Origin of the sequence: Pseudomonas sp. RGM 3321, from assembly GCF_022836805.1 — a bacterium.
Classification (GTDB): Bacteria; Pseudomonadota; Gammaproteobacteria; order Pseudomonadales; family Pseudomonadaceae; genus Aquipseudomonas.
Genome location: NZ_JALHBH010000120.1, coordinates 104,466 through 124,943 on the forward strand (window position 1 = coordinate 104,466; position 20,478 = coordinate 124,943).

Annotated in this window: 1 protein-coding gene (cut by a window edge); it reads left to right on the forward strand. The window is 61.0% G+C overall.

The genetic code is table 11. The annotated features are described in order from the left end of the window. A protein-coding gene (gene syrE, locus RGM3321_RS24260) for a syringomycin E biosynthesis non-ribosomal peptide synthetase SyrE (RefSeq protein ID WP_244395146.1) crosses the window boundary here: on the forward strand, nt 1–20,478 show its 5' portion. 7,893 nt of this gene lie beyond the right edge of the window; the window shows 20,478 of its 28,371 coding nt (coding positions 1–20,478); the start codon lies at nt 1–3; the stop codon falls past the right edge of the window.

Here is a 20,478-nt window from a genome sequence, read left to right on the forward strand (position 1 = left end):
ATGAATTCGTTGATCGACAATCTGTGCACGCAAGAACAAGAACCCCTTTCGCTGGCTTCGGTTCAGCAAGGTATCTGGCTCGATCAGCTCACACACCCGCACCTGCCTTACTACAACATCGGCATGACTCTGGAGATCAAGGGCGAGATCGATATTGTGCTGTTCGAGAAAGCCATCCAGATGGTCATCGACAGCCATGACGCGTTGCGTCTGAGTTTCAGCCACGAGAGTGGTATGGGCGGCCAGCGTATTCTGTCCGAGGCGCCGTTCAAGCTTGAAGTGACCGACTTGCCTGAGGTCGACGGCGACGCCGAGCATGCCATTGCGCATCTGCGCGAGTCCTTCCGCCAACCTTTTGAGTCAATGACCGGACAACTCTGGGAGTCACGTCTGGTTCGTTGCGGGCCGCAATTGCATTACTGGTTCAATCGCTTGCACCACCTGGTCGCCGACGGTATCGGTGCAGTGCTGATCACGCATGCCGTGGGCGATGCCTACTCAGGCTTGCTGGAAGGCAAGGAAACGCTTGCCGAGGGGCCTTCTTACCTCTCGTTCCTTGAAGAAGACAAGGCCTACATGACGTCTTCTCGCTACGAGCGTGATCGACTGTTCTGGGAGCAGACCTACGCCCAACTGCCGCCGGTTCTGCTGCAACGCAGAGCAGATTTCAAGGCAGGCGTAACCAACGGTCCAGCCCCCAGTGACCAGGTTCAAGCCATGTTGCCCCGCGCGCTTTACAACGCGCTTACGCAGTTTGCCAGCGAATGCAACCTGTCTGTGGCTCATGTACTGGTCGGAGTGATCAGCACTTATTTCTGCCGTACCGTAGGCGTCGATGAGATCGTTGTCGGAATGCCGGTGCATAACCGTACCAATGCTCGTCAGAAAGCCACTATCGGGATGTTTTCCTCGATCAGCCCGATTCGCGTGGGCTTCGATCCGCATGCAACGCTGGTCGACCTGATGAATAACATCGGTACGCAACTACGTCGCACTTACCGTCACCAGCGTTTCCCGATTGCCGAGCTCAACCGTAGCCTGCGGCTGGCGCAAACCGGACGCCGCCAGCTGTTCGATGTTTCACTGTCATTTGAAAGCTTCGATGGTGACGTCACATTCGGCGGTGAAGACCCGGCGCGGTTGCTGATGCTGGACAACGGCTACGAACAGACGCCCATGGCGATCTTCGTACGCGATTACCATCCCTCTGAAGACATCCACCTGGATTTCAACTTCAACACGGCTTACTTCACCTTCGAGGAAGTTCAGCGCATACAGCAGCGCATTTTCGCCATGCTTGAAGCTGTACTGGATCAACACGACAACCCTTTGGCACACTTCCCGCTGATGAGCCAAAACGAGCATCAGCAACTGGCAACTTTCAACCAGACCGCCCTCGCCTATCCTCGCGACATCCTGATTCACCAACTGATCGAACAACAGGCCGCCCAGCGTCCGGATGCCTGCGCCGTGCGCAGCGACAGCGGGCCGTTGCTCACTTACGCCGAACTCAACCAACAGGCCAACCAGCTCGCCCATCACCTGATTGAACTGGGCGTGGAACCGGATACGCGGGTCGCAGTGAGCCTGCGTCGCGGTCCGGAAATGGTCGTGGCGCTGTTGGGTATCCTCAAGGCCGGTGGCGCCTATGTACCGGTCGACCCAGACCTGCCGAGCGCTCGCCAGGCCTATATGCTCGAAGACAGCTCGCCAAGGGCGGTGCTGACCACTCTGGACTTAAGCGAAAACCTGCCGGCCATGACGCAGCCTGTATTGATTCTGGATGAACACCAGGACAGCGCCCAGCTTGCCTCAAAGCCGATCAACAACCCGGATGCCGAAGCCCTGGGTCTTCAGCCGAATCATCTGGCCTATGTGCTGTACACCTCGGGTTCCACCGGCACGCCCAAAGGTGTGATGAACGAACACCTGGGTGTGGTCAACCGCCTGCTCTGGGCGCGTGACGCCTATCAAGTGGACAGCAATGATCGCGTGCTGCAAAAGACCCCGTTCGGCTTCGACGTGTCGGTCTGGGAGTTTTTCCTGCCATTGCTGGCCGGTGCCGAGCTGGTCATGGCCCGTCCCGGTGGCCATCAAGACCCTGACTATCTGGCGCAGGTGATGAGTGACGCGGGCATTACCCTGCTGCACTTCGTGCCCTCGATGCTCGATGTGTTTCTTGGACACCGCTCAACCCGCGACTTCCCGCAACTGCGCCGCGTGCTGTGCAGCGGCGAGGCCTTGCCTCGTGCGTTGCAGCGCCGTTTCGAGCAACAGCTCAAGGGCGTTGAACTGCACAACCTCTATGGCCCGACCGAAGCGGCCATTGACGTTACCGCCGGGGAATGCCGCCCGACGGATCTGGGCGAAAGCGTGCCTATCGGCCGTCCGATTGCCAATATTCAGATGCACGTGCTGGATGCCCTGGGCCAGTTGCAACCGTTGGGCGTGGCCGGTGAACTGCACATTGGCGGCATCGGCGTGGCTAGGGGTTACCTGAACCAGCCGGAGCTGAGTGCCGAGCGTTTCATCGCTGACCCGTTTTCCGAAGCCCCGCAGGCACGCCTGTACAAAACCGGCGACGTGGGTCGCTGGCTGGCCAATGGCGCGCTGGAATACCTGGGCCGTAATGACTTCCAGGTGAAGATTCGCGGCTTGCGTATCGAAATAGGCGAAATCGAGGCCGCTCTGGCCTTGTGCGCCGGTGTGCGTGAAGTGGTAGTGGTTGCCCGCGCAGACGACCCGACACAACCTGACAGCAAACGTCTGGTGGCCTACCTGTGTGGCGAACCGGCCCGCGCCGAAGACCTGCGTAAAGAGTTGCTTGAACACCTGCCTGAATACATGGTTCCCAGCGCTTTTGTGCAGCTGGACAGCCTGCCCTTGACACCCAACGGCAAGCTGGATCGCAAGGCACTGCCTGCTCCGGATGCGCAATCGCTGATCAGCCGTGGTTACGAAGCGCCGCAAGGCGAAGTGGAAACGCTGCTGGCGTCGATCTGGGCCGACGTGCTCAAGGTTGAACAGGTGGGTCGTCATGATCACTTCTTCGAACTGGGCGGCCACTCGCTGCTGGCGGTGAAATTGATCCAGCAAATGCGCGATGTCGGTCTGAGTGCCGATGTGCATGTGCTGTTCGGCCAGCCGACCGTGGCGGCGCTCGCCGCAGCAGTCGGTGGCGGCACGGACGTCGTGGTGCCGGCCAACCTGATTCCCGAACGTTGCGAACACATCACCCCTGACTTGCTGCCGCTGATCAGCCTCACTCAGGCGCAGATCGACCGCGTGGTGAAGGACGTGCCCGGCGGTGCTGCCAATGTGCAGGACATCTACCCGCTGGCACCGTTGCAGGCGGGGATTCTTTACCACCATATCAGTGCCGAACAGGGCGACCCTTATACCCTGAAAGCACTGTTCGGCCTATCTGACCGGGCGCGGCTGGACGCTTTCAGCGGCGCTTTGCAAGGCGTGATCAACCGCCACGATATCCTGCGCACCGCGGTGCTGTGGGAAGATCTCCATGAACCGGTGCAAGTGGTGCTGCGCCAGGCTGAACTGCAAGTCACCGAGTTGTTCCTCGACCCTGCAGACGGCCCTGTTGACGAGCAATTGCACCAGCGCTTCGACCCTCGGCATTACCGCCTTGATGTGCGTAACGCGCCATTGATGCGCATTGTCTTTAGCCATGACCCGGTCAACGACTGCTGGCTGGCGATGCTGCTGTCTCATCACCTGGTCAGCGACGCCACTTCCCTGTCCGTGGTACTGCATGAAATTCAGGCGCACCTGCTCGGTCAGGGCAATGCGTTGGGTGAGACGGTGCCGTATCGCAACTATGTCGCCCAGGCTCGCCTGGGGGGCCGTGATACGCAGCACGAAGCGTTCTTCCGCGAGATGCTCGGCGACATCGACGAGCCGACCCTGCCATTCGGTGTACAGGACGTGCAGGACGGCGGCCACGACCTCAAAGAGGCCAGCGTGACCCTGGCCGCCGAACTGAACCTGCGTTTGCGGGCTCAGGCTCGGCAGGCAGGCGTCAGCGTCGCGAGTCTGATGCATTTGGCTTGGGCGCGGGTACTGGGCAATGTCTCGGCCTGTGAAAAAGTGGTGTTCGGCACGGTACTGCTGGGCCGTATGCAGGCCGGCGACGGTGCCGACCGTGCGTTGGGCATGTTTATCAATACCTTGCCGCTACGCGTCGACATCGGCGCGACGACAGTAGCCGAGGGATTGAAGGCGACCCACGAGCGGCTGACATCCTTGCTGGGGCATGAGCATGCTCCGCTGGTGCTCGCCCAGCGTTGCAGTGGCGTGGCCGCACCGACGCCGCTATTCAGTGCATTGCTCAACTACCGGCACAGTGTCGTGGGCGATGTTTCGGCACACGCTGCCGCCGCCTGGGAAGGGATCGAGTCTTTCGGCACTGAAGACAATACCAACTACCCGTTGACCCTGAACGTCGATGACCTGGGCGATGCTTTCACGCTCACTATTCAGGCCGTCCAGCAGATTAATGCCCAGCGCATCGGCGAGTACATGCAGGTTGCATTGCGCAGCCTGGTGGAAGCGCTGGAACACACGCCGCATGCCGCACTGAACAGCCTGTCGATACTGCCGGGCGATGAGCGCGAGCTGTTGCTGGCGGGCTTCAATGACACCGCCCATCCTTATCCTCGCGATGTGTTGATTCACCAACTGATCGAACAACAGGCTGCTCAGCGTCCGGATGCCTGCGCCGTGCGCGGCGATAGCGGGCCGTTGCTCACTTACGCCGAACTCAACCAACAGGCCAACCAGCTCGCCCATCGCCTGATCGAACTGGGCGTGGAACCCGACTCGCGGGTTGCGGTAAGCCTGCGGCGCGGCGCGGAAATGGTCGTGGCGCTGTTGGGTATCCTCAAGGCCGGTGGCGCCTATGTGCCAATCGATCCTGACCTGCCGAGCGCGCGTCAGGCCTATATGCTTGAGGACAGCTCGCCACAGGCAGTGCTGACCAGCAGCGATCTGCTTGCAGATCTGCCAGCCCTTAGCGTTCCGGTGCTGGTGCTCGATGGCCGCGATGACCTCGCGCAACTGGCCAGGCAGCCGAGCGGCAACCCGGATGCCAAGGCCCTGGGTCTGCAGCCCAATCATCTGGCCTATGTGCTGTACACCTCGGGTTCCACCGGCACGCCCAAAGGTGTGATGAACGAACACCTGGGTGTGGTCAACCGCCTGCTCTGGGCGCGTGACGCCTATCAAGTGGACAGCAACGATCGGGTGCTGCAAAAGACCCCGTTCGGCTTCGACGTGTCGGTCTGGGAGTTTTTCCTGCCGCTGCTGACCGGTGCCGAACTGGTCATGGCCCGTCCCGGTGGCCATCAAGACCCTGACTATCTGGCGCAGGTGATGAGTGACGCGGGCATTACCCTGCTGCACTTCGTGCCCTCGATGCTCGATGTGTTTCTGGAACACCGCTCAACCCGCGACTTCCCGCAACTGCGCCGCGTGCTGTGCAGTGGCGAGGCCTTGCCTCGTGCGTTGCAGCGCCGCTTCGAGCAACAACTCAAGGGCGTGGAACTGCACAACCTGTATGGCCCGACCGAAGCGGCCATTGACGTTACCGCCTGGGAATGCCGCCCGACGGATCTGGGCGAAAGCGTGCCTATCGGCCGTCCGATTGCCAATATTCAGATGCACGTGCTGGATGCCCTGGGCCAGTTGCAACCGTTGGGCGTGGCCGGTGAGCTGCACATTGGCGGCATCGGCGTGGCAAGAGGTTATTTGAACCAGCCGGAGCTGAGTGCCGAGCGTTTCATCGCTGACCCGTTTTCCAGCGATCCGCAGGCCCGCCTGTACAAAACCGGCGACGTGGGTCGCTGGCTGGCCAATGGCGCGCTGGAATACCTGGGCCGTAATGACTTCCAGGTGAAGATCCGCGGCTTGCGTATCGAGATCGGCGAAATCGAAGCCGCTCTGGCCAAACACCCTGCGGTCCACGAAGCGGTGGTCACTGCTCGTGAAGATGTGCCGGGCGATAAACGCTTGGTAGCTTATTACACCCTGATAGCAGAGCATGCTTCGGTAGACATCGACAGCTTGCGCGATTCGCTGCAGGAACAACTGCCGGCCTACATGATCCCGATGGCCTATGTGCTGCTCGACTCAATGCCACTGACGCCGAACGGCAAGCTGGATCGCAAGGCGCTGCCAGCACCAGACGGTGACGCACTGATCAGCCGTGGCTACGAAGTGCCGCAAGGCGAAACCGAAGAGCAGATCGCGACTATCTGGCAAGACCTGCTGGGCATTGAGCAGGTAGGCCGTCACGACCATTTCTTCGAACTGGGCGGCCACTCACTGCTGGCGGTGAGCCTGATCGACCGTCTGCGCAAGCAGGGCCTGAGTCTCAGCGTAAACACTGCATTCACTGCGCCCAGCGTGCGCGAAATGGCCTTGGCTATCAGCCAGGACAAACAAGCTTTGTTCCAGGCACCGGCTAACCGCATCCCGGCCGACTGCACACAATTAACGCCAGAGATGTTGCCGCTGGTGGAACTAAGCGTTGATGAGATTGAACTGATCACCTCCGCCGTTCCGGGTGGAGCCGCCAATGTCCAGGACATTTACCCGCTGGTACCGCTTCAAGAAGGCATCCTGTTCCATTACCTGCTGAATCATGAACGCGACGCCTACCTGGTGCGCTCGACGATCGAGTTCGACAGCCGTTCGCGTCTTGACGCCTTTCTTGAGGGGCTGCAAACGGTTATCGATCGCCATGATGTCCTGCGCAGTTCGGTGCATTGGACCGGCCTGCCGCAAGCGGTGCAAGTGGTGCATCGCCAGGCGCAATTGCCAGTACACACCCTCACGCTGACGCCGGATGAAGATGCGCTCAGTCAGGTGGATCGTCTCACTGATCCAGGTCGTTTGCGCCTGGACCTGAGACAGGCACCGCTGCTATTGGCCTACATTGCTGGCGACCCACACTCGGATCGTTGGCTACTGGCGCTGATTGATCACCACATGATCAGCGACCACACCACCCTGGAACTCATAGTCGAAGAAATTCGCCTACTGATGCGAGGTCAGAGCGCAGACCTGCTGCCACCGCAGCCTTATCGGGAGTTTGTTGCACAGACCCTCGCCAGCCCTTCAAGTGCCCACGAAGCCTACTTCACCCGCCGTCTGGCTGATGTTGATTCACCCACCGCTCCGTTCGAACTGCTGGAAGTTCAGGGCGACGGCAATGACGTTGAAGAGGCCGAACTGGCATTGAGCAGTGACCTCTGCGCACGCATCCGCACTCAGGCCCGGGAGCGCGGCATGTCCCCGGCGGTTCTGTTCCATGTTGCCTGGGCTCAGGTGCTGGCGCGTTGTACCGGTCGCGATGATGTGGTGTTCGGCACCGTGGTCACCGGCCGCCTGCAAGGTACGTTCGGCGCCGAGCGGGCCATGGGCATGTTCATGAACACCCTTCCGGTTCGCGTGCAACTGGCCACGCAAGGCGCCCAGGAACTGGTCATGGCCACCCACCGTGATCTCAGCGAATTACTGAGCCACGAGCAGGCATCATTGGCCCTCGCCCAGCGTTGCAGTAGCGTGGCCACGGCAGTGCCGTTGTTCTCCAGCCTGCTCAACTACCGGCATCAGGGCAAGGACAGCCAGTTGCAATGGCCGGGCATGCGCTTGCTCGACAGCTCTGAGCGCACCAACTACCCGCTGTGCTTGTCGGTTAACGATTACGGCAGTGACCTCGGCCTGTTGATACACAGCGTGCAGCCCGCGGACCCGCAACGTCTGTGCGCCATGATGCAGTGTGCGCTGGAGCAATTGACTAACGCGCTGGCGCATACACCGCAGATGGCCGTTACGCAGCTGGATGTGCTGCCCGCCGCCGAGCGCAATCGGCTGTTGGAGACCTTTAACCAGACCCGCCAGGACTACCCGACGGACCTGTGCATTCAGCACCTGTTCGAAGCACAGGTCCGTACGCAACCGGATGCCATCGCCGTGGCTTTCCAGGCGCAACGCCTGAGCTATGCCGAATTGAACCGTCAGGCCAACCGTCTGGCTCATCACCTGATCGGCCTGGGCATCGGCACGGATGATCGGGTGGCGATCTGCGTCGAACGCGGCGTGGAAATGATGGTCGGGCTGCTCGGTGTACTCAAGGCCGGTGCCGCTTATGTGCCGCTGGACCCGGCTTACCCTGCCGAGCGCCTGGCCTACATGATCGAAGACAGCCAGCCGTCGGCGTTGCTGACACAGCGTCACTTGCAGGAATATCTGCCGACTCTGACCTTGCCACTGGTGTTGCTCGACGATGATCAGCGCAGCACCTTTACCGAGCGTGACGACAACCCTGTGGTGCAAGCCCTCGGTGCGCGCAACCTGGCCTATGTGATCTACACCTCGGGTTCCACTGGCAATCCGAAGGGCGTGATGATCGAACACCGTGGCCTGGTCAACTACAGCGTCGATGCCGCGCGGCTTTTTGCTCTGTCCCCAACCGACACCGTGCTGCAACAGAACACCCTGAACTTCGACCTCTCGGTGGAGGAAATCTTCCCGGCCTTGCTGGCTGGTGCCACTCTGGCGCCGAGCAGCGATATCTTCGGCAGCGAAGGGACTGAAAGTCACGGCATTCAACTCACCGTCCTGCACCTGACCGCTGCGCACTGGCATACGCTGGTGGCCGAATGGCACAACCAGCCGCAGGTCGCTGAGCAACGTCTGCAGCATGTGCGCTTGATCAACGTCACGGGTGACGCACTGTCGGCGCAGAAGCTCAAGCTCTGGGACGAGATGCGCCCGGCGCACACTCGCCTGATCAACACCTATGGTCCGACCGAGGCCACCGTTTCCTGCACTGCGGCCTACGTCAGCCATGACGTCGTGGCCGGCAGCGAAGGCAGTGGCAACGCGACCATCGGCAAACCGATGGCCAACACCCGTATCTACCTGCTTGATGCTCAGCAGCAGCCAGTGCCATACGGCGTGGCCGGTGAGATTTTCATCGGTGGCGACGGCGTTGCGCGGGGTTACCTGAACCTTGAAGAGGTCAACGCCGAGCGTTTCCTGGCGGATCCGTTCAGCAACAGCCCTGACGCGAGGATGTACAAAACCGGTGACCTGGCGCGCTACATGGCTGACGGACGTATTGAATACCTGGGTCGTAACGACTTCCAGGTCAAAGTGCGCGGTTTCCGTATCGAGCTTGGGGAAATCGAAGCCCGTCTGGGCAATTGCGCCGGGGTCAAGGAAGCGGTGGTGGTCGCTCGGGAAGATAACCCGGGAGACAAACGCCTGGTGGCCTATGTGGTTGCCCAGCCGCAAAGCCAGCTTACAACCGCTGAACTGCGTGCCGAACTGGCACCGCAACTGGCCGAGTACATGCTGCCGAGCGCATTCGTGATCCTCGATGCCTTGCCGTTGACGCCGAACCGCAAGCTGGATCGCAAGGCCTTGCCAGCCCCGCAAGCCGATGCACTGATCAGCCGTGGCTATGAAGCCCCACAAGGCGAAACCGAAACGCAGATCGCGGCTATCTGGCAAGACCTGTTGGGCATTGAGCAGGTAAGCCGTCACGACCATTTCTTCGAACTGGGTGGCCACTCACTGTTGGCCGTCTCTCTGATCGAGCGTCTGCGCAAGCGCGGCCTGAATCTCAACGTAAAGACTGTATTCACTGCGCCCAGCGTGCGCGAAATGGCCCTGGCTATCAGTCAGGATAAACAAGCCCTGTTCCAGGCACCGGCTAACCGCATCCCGACCGACTGCACGCAATTAACGCCAGAAATGTTGCCGCTGGTGGAACTAAGCGTTGATGAGATTGAACTGATCACCTCCGCCGTTCCGGGTGGAGCCGCCAATATCCAGGACATCTATCCGCTGGCACCGCTTCAGGAAGGCATCCTGTTCCATTACCTGCTGAACCGTGAACGCGACGCCTACCTGATGCGCTCGACGATCGAGTTCGACAGCCGTGCGCGTCTTGACGCCTTTCTTGAGGGCCTGCAAACGGTTATCGACCGCCATGATGTCCTGCGCAGTTCGGTACATTGGAGCGGCCTGCCACAAGCGGTGCAAGTGGTGCACCGCCAGGCGCAATTCGCGGTACATACCCTCACCCTGACGCCGGATGAAGACGCACTCAGCCAGGTGGATCATCTCACTGATCCCAATCGTCTTAGCCTGGACCTGCGACAGGCCCCGCTGCTACTGGCCTACATTGCTGGCGACCCCAACTCGGATCGTTGGCTACTGGCGCTGCTTGATCACCACATGGTCAGCGACCACGTCACCCTGGAGCTCATACTCGAAGAAATTCGTCTGCTGATGCAAGGCCAGAGCGCCGACCTGCTGCCACCGCAGCCTTATCGGGAGTTTGTCGCACAGGCCCTCGCCAGCCCTTCAAGTGCCCACGAAGCCTACTTCACCCGCCGCCTGGCTGATGTTGATTCACCTACCGCTCCGTTCGAACTGCTGGAAGTTCAGGGCGACGGCAATGACGTTGAAGAAGCCGAGCTGGCATTGAGCAGTAACCTTTGCGCACGCATCCGCACTCAGGCGCGGGAACGCGGCATGTCCCCAGCGGTTCTGTTCCATGTCGCCTGGGCTCAGGTGCTGGCGCGTTGTACCGGTCGCGAAGATGTGGTGTTCGGCACCGTGGTCACCGGTCGTTTGCAAGGTACGGTCGGTGCCGAGCGGGCCATGGGCATGTTCATGAACACCCTGCCGGTTCGCGTGCAACTGGCCACACAGGGTGTCCAGGAACTGCTCATGGCCACCCACCGTGATCTCAGCGAGTTACTGAGCCACGAGCAGGCATCATTGGCCCTGGCCCAGCGTTGCAGTAGCGTGGCCACGGCGGTGCCGTTGTTCTCCAGCCTGCTCAACTACCGGCATCAGGGCAAGGACAGCCAGTTGCAATGGCCGGGCATGCGCTTGCTCGACAGCGCCGAACGCACCAACTACCCGCTGTGCTTGTCGGTGGACGATTACGGTAGTGAGCTCAGCCTGGTGATACACGGCGTACAGCCCGCGGACCCGCAACGCCTGTGCGCCATGATGCAGTGTGCCTTGGAGCAATTGACCAACGCGCTGGCGCACACGCCGCAGATGACCATTACGCAGCTCGATGTGCTGCCTGCCACAGAGCGCAATCTACTGCTGGAGACCTTCAACCAGACCCGCCAGGACTACCCGACGGACCTGTGCATTCAGCACCTGTTTGAAGCACAGGTACAGGCGCAACCTGACGCCATCGCCGTAGCTTTCCAGGCGCAGCGCTTGAGCTATGCCGAGTTGAACCGTCATGCCAACCGTCTGGCTCATCACCTGATTGGCCTGGGCATCGGACCAGATGATCGGGTGGCGATCTGCGTCGAGCGCGGGGTGGAAATGATGGTCGGCCTGCTCGGTGTGCTCAAGGCCGGAGCAGCTTACGTGCCACTGGACCCCGCCTACCCGGCCGAGCGCCTGGCCTACATGATCGAAGACAGTACGCCATCGGCGTTGCTGACACAGAGCCACTTGCAGGAATATCTGCCGACTCTGACCTTGCCCCTGGTGTTGCTCGACGACGATCAGCGCAGCACCTTTACCGAGCGTGACGACAACCCGGTGGTGGAAGCCCTCGGCGTGCGAAACCTGGCCTATGTGATCTACACCTCGGGTTCCACTGGCAATCCGAAGGGCGTGATGATTGAACACCGTGGCCTGGTCAACTACAGCGTCGATGCTGCACGCCTGTTTGATCTGTCCCCAACCGACACTGTACTGCAACAGAACACCCTGAACTTCGACCTGTCGGTGGAGGAAATCTTCCCGGCCTTGCTGGCTGGTGCCACTCTGGCGCCAAGCAGCGATATCTTCGGCAGCGAAGGCACTGAAACTCACGGCATTCAACTCACCGTCCTGCACCTGACCGCCGCGCACTGGCATACGCTGGTGGCCGAATGGCACAACCAGCCGCAGGTCGCTGAGCAACGTCTGCAGCATGTGCGCTTGATCAACGTCACGGGTGACGCATTGTCGGCGCAGAAACTCAAGCTCTGGGACGAAGTGCGCCCGGCGCATACCCGCCTGATCAACACTTACGGGCCGACCGAAGCGACAGTGTCCTGCACTGCGGCCTACGTCAGCCATGACGTCGTGGCCGGCAGCGAAGGCAGTGGCAACGCGACCATCGGCAAACCGATGGCCAACACCCGCATTTACCTGCTCGATGCTCATCAGCAGCCAGTGCCGTACGGCGTGGCCGGTGAGATTTTCATCGGTGGCGACGGCGTGGCACGCGGTTACCTGAACCTTGAAGAGCTCAACGCCGAGCGTTTCCTGGCGGATCCGTTCAGCAACAGCCCTGATGCCAGGATGTACAAAACCGGTGACTTGGCGCGCTACATGGCTGACGGACGTATTGAATACCTGGGGCGTAACGACTTCCAGGTCAAGGTTCGCGGTTTCCGTATCGAACTGGGCGAAATCGAAGCCCGTCTCGGTAATTGCAAAGGAGTCAAGGAGGCGGTGGTGGTCGCTCGGGAAGATAACCCGGGAGACAAACGCCTGGTGGCCTATGTGGTTGCCCAGCCGCAAAGCCAGCTTACAACCGCTGAACTGCGTGCCGAACTGGCACCACAACTGGCCGAGTACATGCTGCCGAGCGCATTCGTGATCCTCGATGCCTTGCCGTTGACGCCGAACCGCAAGCTGAATCGCAACGCCTTGCCGGCTCCGGAAGCCAATGCCTTTGCCAACCGCGAACACGTGGAGCCGCAAGGTGAAACCGAGATTGCGCTGGCGCAGATCTGGCAAAACCTGCTCGGTCTGGAACAGGTAGGCCGTCATGATCAGTTCTTTGAACTGGGTGGCCACTCCTTGCTGGCGATGCGTCTGATTTCCCAGGTGCGCCATCAATTGGGCGTCGAACTGGGTCTGGCCGCGCTGTTCGCCCATCCCGAACTGAGTACCCTGGCCGTAGCCATTTCTCAGGCCGGGCGCAGCAACTTGCCGGACATCGTGCCGGTGGCACGCGATCAGGCGTGGCCATTGTCATTCGGCCAGCAACGTCTGTGGTTCCTCGCTCAGATGGAAGGTGCCAGTGCCGCCTACCACATACCTGCCGGTCTGAGCCTGCATGGCAAACTGGACCTCAAGGCAATGCAAAGGGCGCTGGAGCGCCTGGTTGCACGCCACGAAGGCTTACGCACCACATTCATTCAGGGTGATGACGGACAGCCGGTACAACGCATCAGCCCGGCGGATGCCGCTTTCAACCTGCAACTGCACGACCTGCAAGGGCTGGAAGATGCCGAGGAACAACTTCAGGCGCTGGCCAGCGAAGAGTCGCTGCAAAGCTTCGACTTGCAACAGGGCCCGCTGATTCGTGGCCGCCTGATTCGCATGGCCGAGGACCATCACGTCCTGTTGCTGACCATGCACCATATCGTTTCCGATGGCTGGTCGGTTGATGTGCTGACCCGCGAATTGTCTGCTCTCTATGCAGCATTCAGCCAGGGCCAGAACGACCCGTTGGCACCACTGGAACTGCAATACCTGGACTACGCCGTGTGGCAACGTCGCTTGCTGAGTGGCGATCTGCTACAACAGCAAAGCAGCTTCTGGCAGAAAGCCCTTGCAGACGCTCCGGCGCTGTTGATGTTGCCCACCGATCGTGCGCGTGCGGCGCTGCAGGACTATGCCGGCGCAGCACTGCCCATCGTTTTCGACAAAGACCTTACCCATCGCCTCAAGGCATTGAGCCAACGTCACGGCAGCACCCTGTTCATGACGGTCATGGCCGCGTGGGCCGGGCTGCTGGGACGCTTGGCGGGTCAGGACGATGTGGTCATTGGTACACCAGTGGCCAACCGTACACGCAGTGAAGTCGAAGGGCTGGTGGGCCTGTTCGTCAACACCCTGGCGATCCGCGTTGACCTCAGTGACAAGCCCACGGCAGAGACTCTGCTGGCGCGGGTCAAGCGGCAGACGCTCGATGCACAGGCGCATCAGGACTTGCCGTTCGAACAGGTCGTGGAAGTCATCAATCCGCTACGCAGCCTGTCCCACAGCCCGATTTTCCAGGCCATGTTGTCGTGGGAGCACAACGAGGCGTCTGATCTGACGCTCGGCGACATGACCCTGAAAAGCATTGAATTGGCTGCTGATACCGCTCAATTCGACCTGACGCTGGACATGGCCGAGGTGGATGAGCAACTGGTCGGCACACTGGAGTACGCCACAGCGTTGTTCCACGAGAGCACCATGCGGCGGTATCTGGGCTACTTCCAGCGTGTGCTGGAGGCCATGGTCGCCGACGACCAACAGGTGCTGGAGCACATAACCTTGCTGGGTGTCGACGAACGTGAACATCTGCTGGCGGGCCTCAACGCAACCGAGGCGCCCTACCCGCAGGACTGCACGATTCATCAGCTGTTCGAAGAAAGGGTTCAGGCGCAGCCCGACGCCACCGCCGTGGCCTTTGAGGCGCAGCGCTTGAGCTATGCCGAATTGAACCGTCAGGCCAACCGTCTGGCTCATCATCTCATCGGCCTGGGGATCAGCCCGGATGATCGAGTGGCGATCTGCGTCGAACGCGGCGTGGAAATGCTGATCGGCGTGCTCGGTGTACTCAAGGCGGGTGCTGCCTATGTGCCACTGGACCCGGCTTACCCGGCCGAGCGTCTGGCCTACATGATCGAAGACAGTACGCCGTCGGCACTGCTGACCCAGCGTGATGTGCAGGAGCGTCTGCCAACGCTGGCCTTGCCGCTGGTGCTACTCGATGACGATCAACGCGACACTTTCACCGCGCGTGACGACAACCCGCTTGTGGCAACTCTCGGCGCACACAATCTGGCGTATGTGATCTACACCTCTGGCTCCACCGGCGTGCCGAAAGGCGTAATGGTCGAGCATCGCGGATTGGTCGCCGTCAGCGCGGCGTGGAAGCAATTGTATCCGTTACACGCACCACTCAATCACTTGCAGATGGCCGGGTTTTCCTTCGATGTGTTCAGCGCCGACCTGATTCGCTCACTGGGTTTCGGCGGCACACTGGTGCTGTGCCCACGTGAGACCCTGATGGACCCGCCTGCGCTTTACCGTCTGCTGCGTGAGGCGTCGATAGGTTTTGGGGATTTTGTGCCTGCCGTGCTCAACTCGTTGCTGGGCTGGGTGGAAGAGACGGGGCACGACCTGTCGTTCATGCGCACTGTGGTCTGTGGTTCGGATATCTGGACTGCGCACAGCGCCCGGCAACTGCGCAAACTCTGTGGCAATCACGTGCAGATCGTCCAGGCCTACGGTGTCACTGAAGCCAGCATCGACAGCACCTGTTTCGAGTTCGGGGCAAACAGCCAGGTCGACGGGGTCTTACCGATTGGCCGGTCACTGGCCAACACGCGGATTTATCTGCTCGATGAGCTGGGCCAACCGGTTCCACCGGGTGTTGCGGGCGAGCTGTATATCGGTGGCGCAGGTATTGCTCGCGGCTATCTGAATTTGCCGCAACTCACCGCCGAACGCTTCATGGACAGTCCCTTTGTCAAGGGCGAACGGCTGTACCGCAGCGGCGATATGGCGCGCTACCGGGCTGATGGCAATATCGAATTCCTCGGCCGCAACGACTCACAGGCCAAACTGCGCGGGCTGCGTCTGGAGCTGGGCGAAATCGAAGCACGTCTGGCCGAGGTCGCGGGCGTGCGCGAAAGCCTGGTCGTGATTCGCGAGGACAGCAGCGGCACGCCGAAACTGATCGCATATTTTGTGGAATATGCCACCCGCGAACCTGCCGCCCCTGCCCTCACGCCACGCGCGCTGCGCCAGCAACTGCAACTCAACCTGCCGGAATACATGATCCCGGCAGCGTTCGTGCGCATGGCCGCATTGCCGCTGAGCGCCAATGGCAAGCTGGATCGCAAAGCGTTGCCCGAGCCGAATGCCGAAGCCTTCGATCTGCATGATTTCGAGGCAGCCGAAGGTCCGCTCGAGACGGCAATCGCCGCAATCTGGGCCGATGTGCTGGGCGTCGCGCAAGTCGGCCGTCATGATGACTTTTTCGCGCTCGGCGGTCATTCATTGCTGGTCATGCGCGTACTGGCTCAGGTTCGTCAGCAATTGAATCTGGAGGTTTCACCGTCAGTGTTTTTCGCGGCACCGGTGCTGCGGCAGTTCGCCGAGCGGCTGGGCAACACGCAGGACAACGCTCCCCTGGCGATCAAGCCTGTGCAACGTTCGGGAGCGCTACCGCTGTCGTTTGCCCAACAGCGCCTATGGTTCCTCGCGCAATTGGAAGGTGGCAGCGCCGCTTACCATATTCCGGCGGGACTGCGTCTGCGTGGCAAACTTGATCAAGCGTCGCTGCAACGCGCGCTGGATCGTATCGTGGCCCGCCATGAGGCGCTGCGCACGACCTTTGTCCAAGAGCAGGGACAGCCTGCGGAACAGCGCATCTCTGCCGCTGATACAGGTTTCGAACTGCAACTTCAGGTACTGGCCGGGCAGACCGAAGCCGAAGAAAAGCTGCTTGCCATCGCTGCACAAGAGGCCAGCGAGCACTTCGACCTCGTCAATGGACCACTGGTGCGCGGGCGTCTGGTGCGCATGGCCGATGATGACCACGTGTTGCTGGTGACCATGCACCACATCGTCTCCGATGGCTGGTCAACCGGGGTGTTGAACCGCGAGCTGGGCGCCCTCTATGAAGCCTTCAGTCAGGGGGCGGAGGATCCGCTGCCGGCCTTGCCGGTGCAATACGTCGACTACGCACTGTGGCAACGTGACTGGCTAAGTGGCGACGTGCTGCAGCAACAGCGTCAGTACTGGCAAAAGGCCCTGGCCGGTGCACCAGCCTTGCTCACCCTGCCGACCGATCGGCCACGTCCGGCGCAACAGGACTACAGCGGGCAGACGCTGGAACTGATGCTCGATACACAATTGACTCATGGTCTCAAGGCGTTGAGCCAACGACATGGCAGCAGCCTGTTCATGACGGTCATGGCCGCCTGGGCCGCGCTGTTGGCACGTCTGTCCGGTCAGAATGACGTGGTGATTGGTACGGCGGTGGCCAACCGTATGAGCGCCGAGGTGGAGAACCTGATTGGCTTCTTCGTCAACACCCTCGCTATACGGGTCGACCTCTCAGGCACGCCGAGCGTCGAAGCGCTGGTACGACAAGTCAAACAGCGAACTCTGGCTGCCCAAGCAAATCAGGACCTGCCGTTCGAACAAGTGGTTGAAGTGGTTCAACCGCAACGCAGCCTGTCCCACAGCCCGATTTTTCAGGCCATGCTGTCATGGCAAAACAACGAGGACACCGCTCTGGTGCTCGGCGACCTGACCCTGCAAGGCGTCGCAGTGGCCGGTGATACGGCAAAGTTCGACTTGGCGCTGGACATCGGCGAGGTGGACGGGCAACTGATCGGCACGCTGGAGTACGCCACGGCGCTTTTCGACGAAAGCACCATGCGTCGTTATCGAGGCTACTTCCTGCGCTTGTTGGAGGCCATGGTGGCCGATGATCAGCAAATGCTGGAACAGGTGCCGTTGCTCGACACTGCCGAGCGCGAGTACCTGCTGAAGGATATCAATGCCACAGAGCGCACCTACCCTGTCGGTCAGTTGATGCATCGCTTGTTCGAGGCCCATGTCGAAGCTGCACCGCAGGCAATTGCAGTCCGCCAGGGTGAGCAGACACTGACCTACGCTGAACTCGACAGCCGCGCCAATGCTCTGGCTCAGCACCTGCGTCAGCACGGTGTGGGGCCTGGAACCCGGGTGGCGATCCTGCTGGATCGTTCGGTGGAATTGCTGGCCAGTATGCTGGCCACCCTGAAATGCGGCGCGGCGTATCTGGCGCTGGATCGCCTGGCTCCTGAAGAACGCCTGCGCTTCATGCTTGAGGACAGCGAAGCCATCATGCTGCTGAGCCGTAGCGACCTGACGGCACCTGACATGACGGCAAGACTGGATCTGGACACCCTGGACCTGTCAGCGCTGAACCAAGGGCCAGTCGTGCTTGCAGATGAGGTTGCAGGCGAGACCCCTGCGTGCATCATCTACACCTCCGGCTCCACCGGTCTGCCCAAGGGCGTGATCGTGACCCACAACGGTATTGTGCGGCTGGTCCAGGACAACGGTTACTACGACTTCTCGACCGAGGACCGTGTAGCGTTTTCGTCCAACCCGGCATTCGATGCCAGTACTCCGGAAATATGGGGTGCGTTGCTCAATGGCGGCCAGTCGGTGATTATCGAGCCCCATGTGCTGCTCGAGCCAGTGGCCTTTGCTGCCGTGCTCAAACGCCACAAAGTGACAGCCATGATCAGCTCGACCGCGTTGTTCAACCTGTATGCGGGGTTGATTCCAGAGGCGCTGGCACGCTTGCGCATGATCATGTGTGGTGGCGAGCGGGCTGATCCGGCCTCGTTCCGTCGGGTCCGTGAACACTCTGCTCAGGTACGCCTGTTCAACGGTTATGGCCCGACCGAGGGCACCACTTGTGCCACCAGCTACGAAATCTTCGATGTACTGCCTGACACCCTGAGCCTGCCGATCGGCAAGCCCAACGCCAACGTGCGGGTCTATGTGCTTGACGCCAGGCGCGAGCCGGTGCCGATGGGTGTGGTCGGCGAGATCTACATCGGTGGTACCGGGGTTGCACTCGGCTACCTGAACCGCCCGGAACTGACCGCCGAACGTTTCAGCGACGACCCGTTCAGCCCGCAGGACAGTGCGCGGCTCTATCGCACCGGCGACCTGGCGCGCTGGTTGCCGGACGGTAACCTTGAATACATCGCGCGTAACGATGGTCAGGTGAAGGTCCGCGGCTTCCGCGTCGAGCTTGGCGAAATCGAAAGCGTCCTGCACCTGTGCGACGGCGTGCGTAACTCCGTGGTGGTGGCGCACGAAGCCAGCCCGGGTGACACCCGTCTCGTCGCCTATTACACCGTGCATGCGGGCGTTGAAGCACCTGATCCGGAGGATCTGCGTGCGCAATTGAGTGCCGATCTGGCGGAGTACATGGTTCCGAGTGTGTTCGTGCGCCTGGATGCCTTGCCGCTGACGCTCAATGGCAAGGTCGACCAGAAAGCACTGCCGGCACCGGACCTGAACGCCATGTCCGAGCGAATCTATGTTGCGCCGGAGGGCGCCACCGAACAGGCCCTCGCGGAAATATTCCAGGAGCTGCTGAGCCTCGAACGAGTGGGTCGCCATGACGGCTTCTTTGAGCTTGGCGGCCACTCGCTGCTGGCTGCGCAACTGGTTTCCAGGGTGCGCCAGCAGTTGAACGGCGACATGGCGCTGCGCCAGCTGTTCAGTCACCCGACCGTTGCCGAACTGGCGAAGGTGGTCGACGGTCTGCAAGCGGCCGACACCGACCGTATCGAACCCATCGAGCGTAACGCGCCGTTGGCACTGTCCTTTTCCCAGCAACGCCTGTGGTTCCTCGACAGGCTCGACCCTGGTGCCAGCAGCGCTTACCACATGCCGATGTCGCTGCTGCTGCGCGGCGAGCTTGATCACAGCGCGCTCAAGGCTGCGCTCGACCGTCTGATCGCGCGTCACGAAAGCTTGCGCACCACGTTCGAGTTGCACGGCGAACAGCCGATGCAGGTCATCGCTGCGGCGGACAGTGGTTTCGCCCTGGCGGAGCAGGACTTGCGCTCGCAGCCTTATGAACAGGCCAGCCTCAGCGCTTCACGTATCGCTGACAGCGAGGCCGCTGCACCGTTTGACCTGCGCCAGGGCCCGCTGATTCGCGGGTGTCTGCTGCGTTTGGCGGATGACGAGCACATGCTGTTGATCACTCAGCACCACATCATCTCCGACGGTTGGTCGGTGGGTGTGCTGGTCAACGAATTTGCCGCCCTCTACCAGGCCTTCAGTCAGCATCAGCCCGACCCGCTGCCGGCCCTGTCAATTCAGTACGCTGACTACGCCGCGTGGCAACGCCGCACCTTTACGGGTGAGCGCCTGGCAGAGCAAGCCGGTTTCTGGCGTGAGCACCTGGGTGGTGCACCGACGCTGCTGTCGCTGCCCACCGACCGACCACGTCCGGCGGTGCAAAGCTATCGCGGTGGCAACGTGCCGTTCAAGATCGATTCAGCGCAATATCAGCGTCTGGAACGCTTCTGCCAGACCCAGAACGTCACCCTGTTCATGGGTCTGCTCAGCGCCTGGTCGGTACTTATGGCGCGTCTAGGCAATGAACGCGATGTGGTGATCGGCGTGCCCACCGCGAACCGTGGGCGCACCGAAACCGAGAACCTGATCGGCTTCTTCGTCAACACCCTGGCCCTGCGCGTTGATCTCGCGCAAAACCCGAGCGTGGCGCAACTGCTGCAACAGGTCCGCCAGACCATTCTGGCGGCCCATGAGCATCAGGACATTCCGTTCGAGCAAGTGATCGAGGCCTTGCAACCGCCACGCTCCATGAGCCATAACCCGCTGTACCAGGTCGCCCTTTCGCTGGATAACACCAGCGTCGGTGGC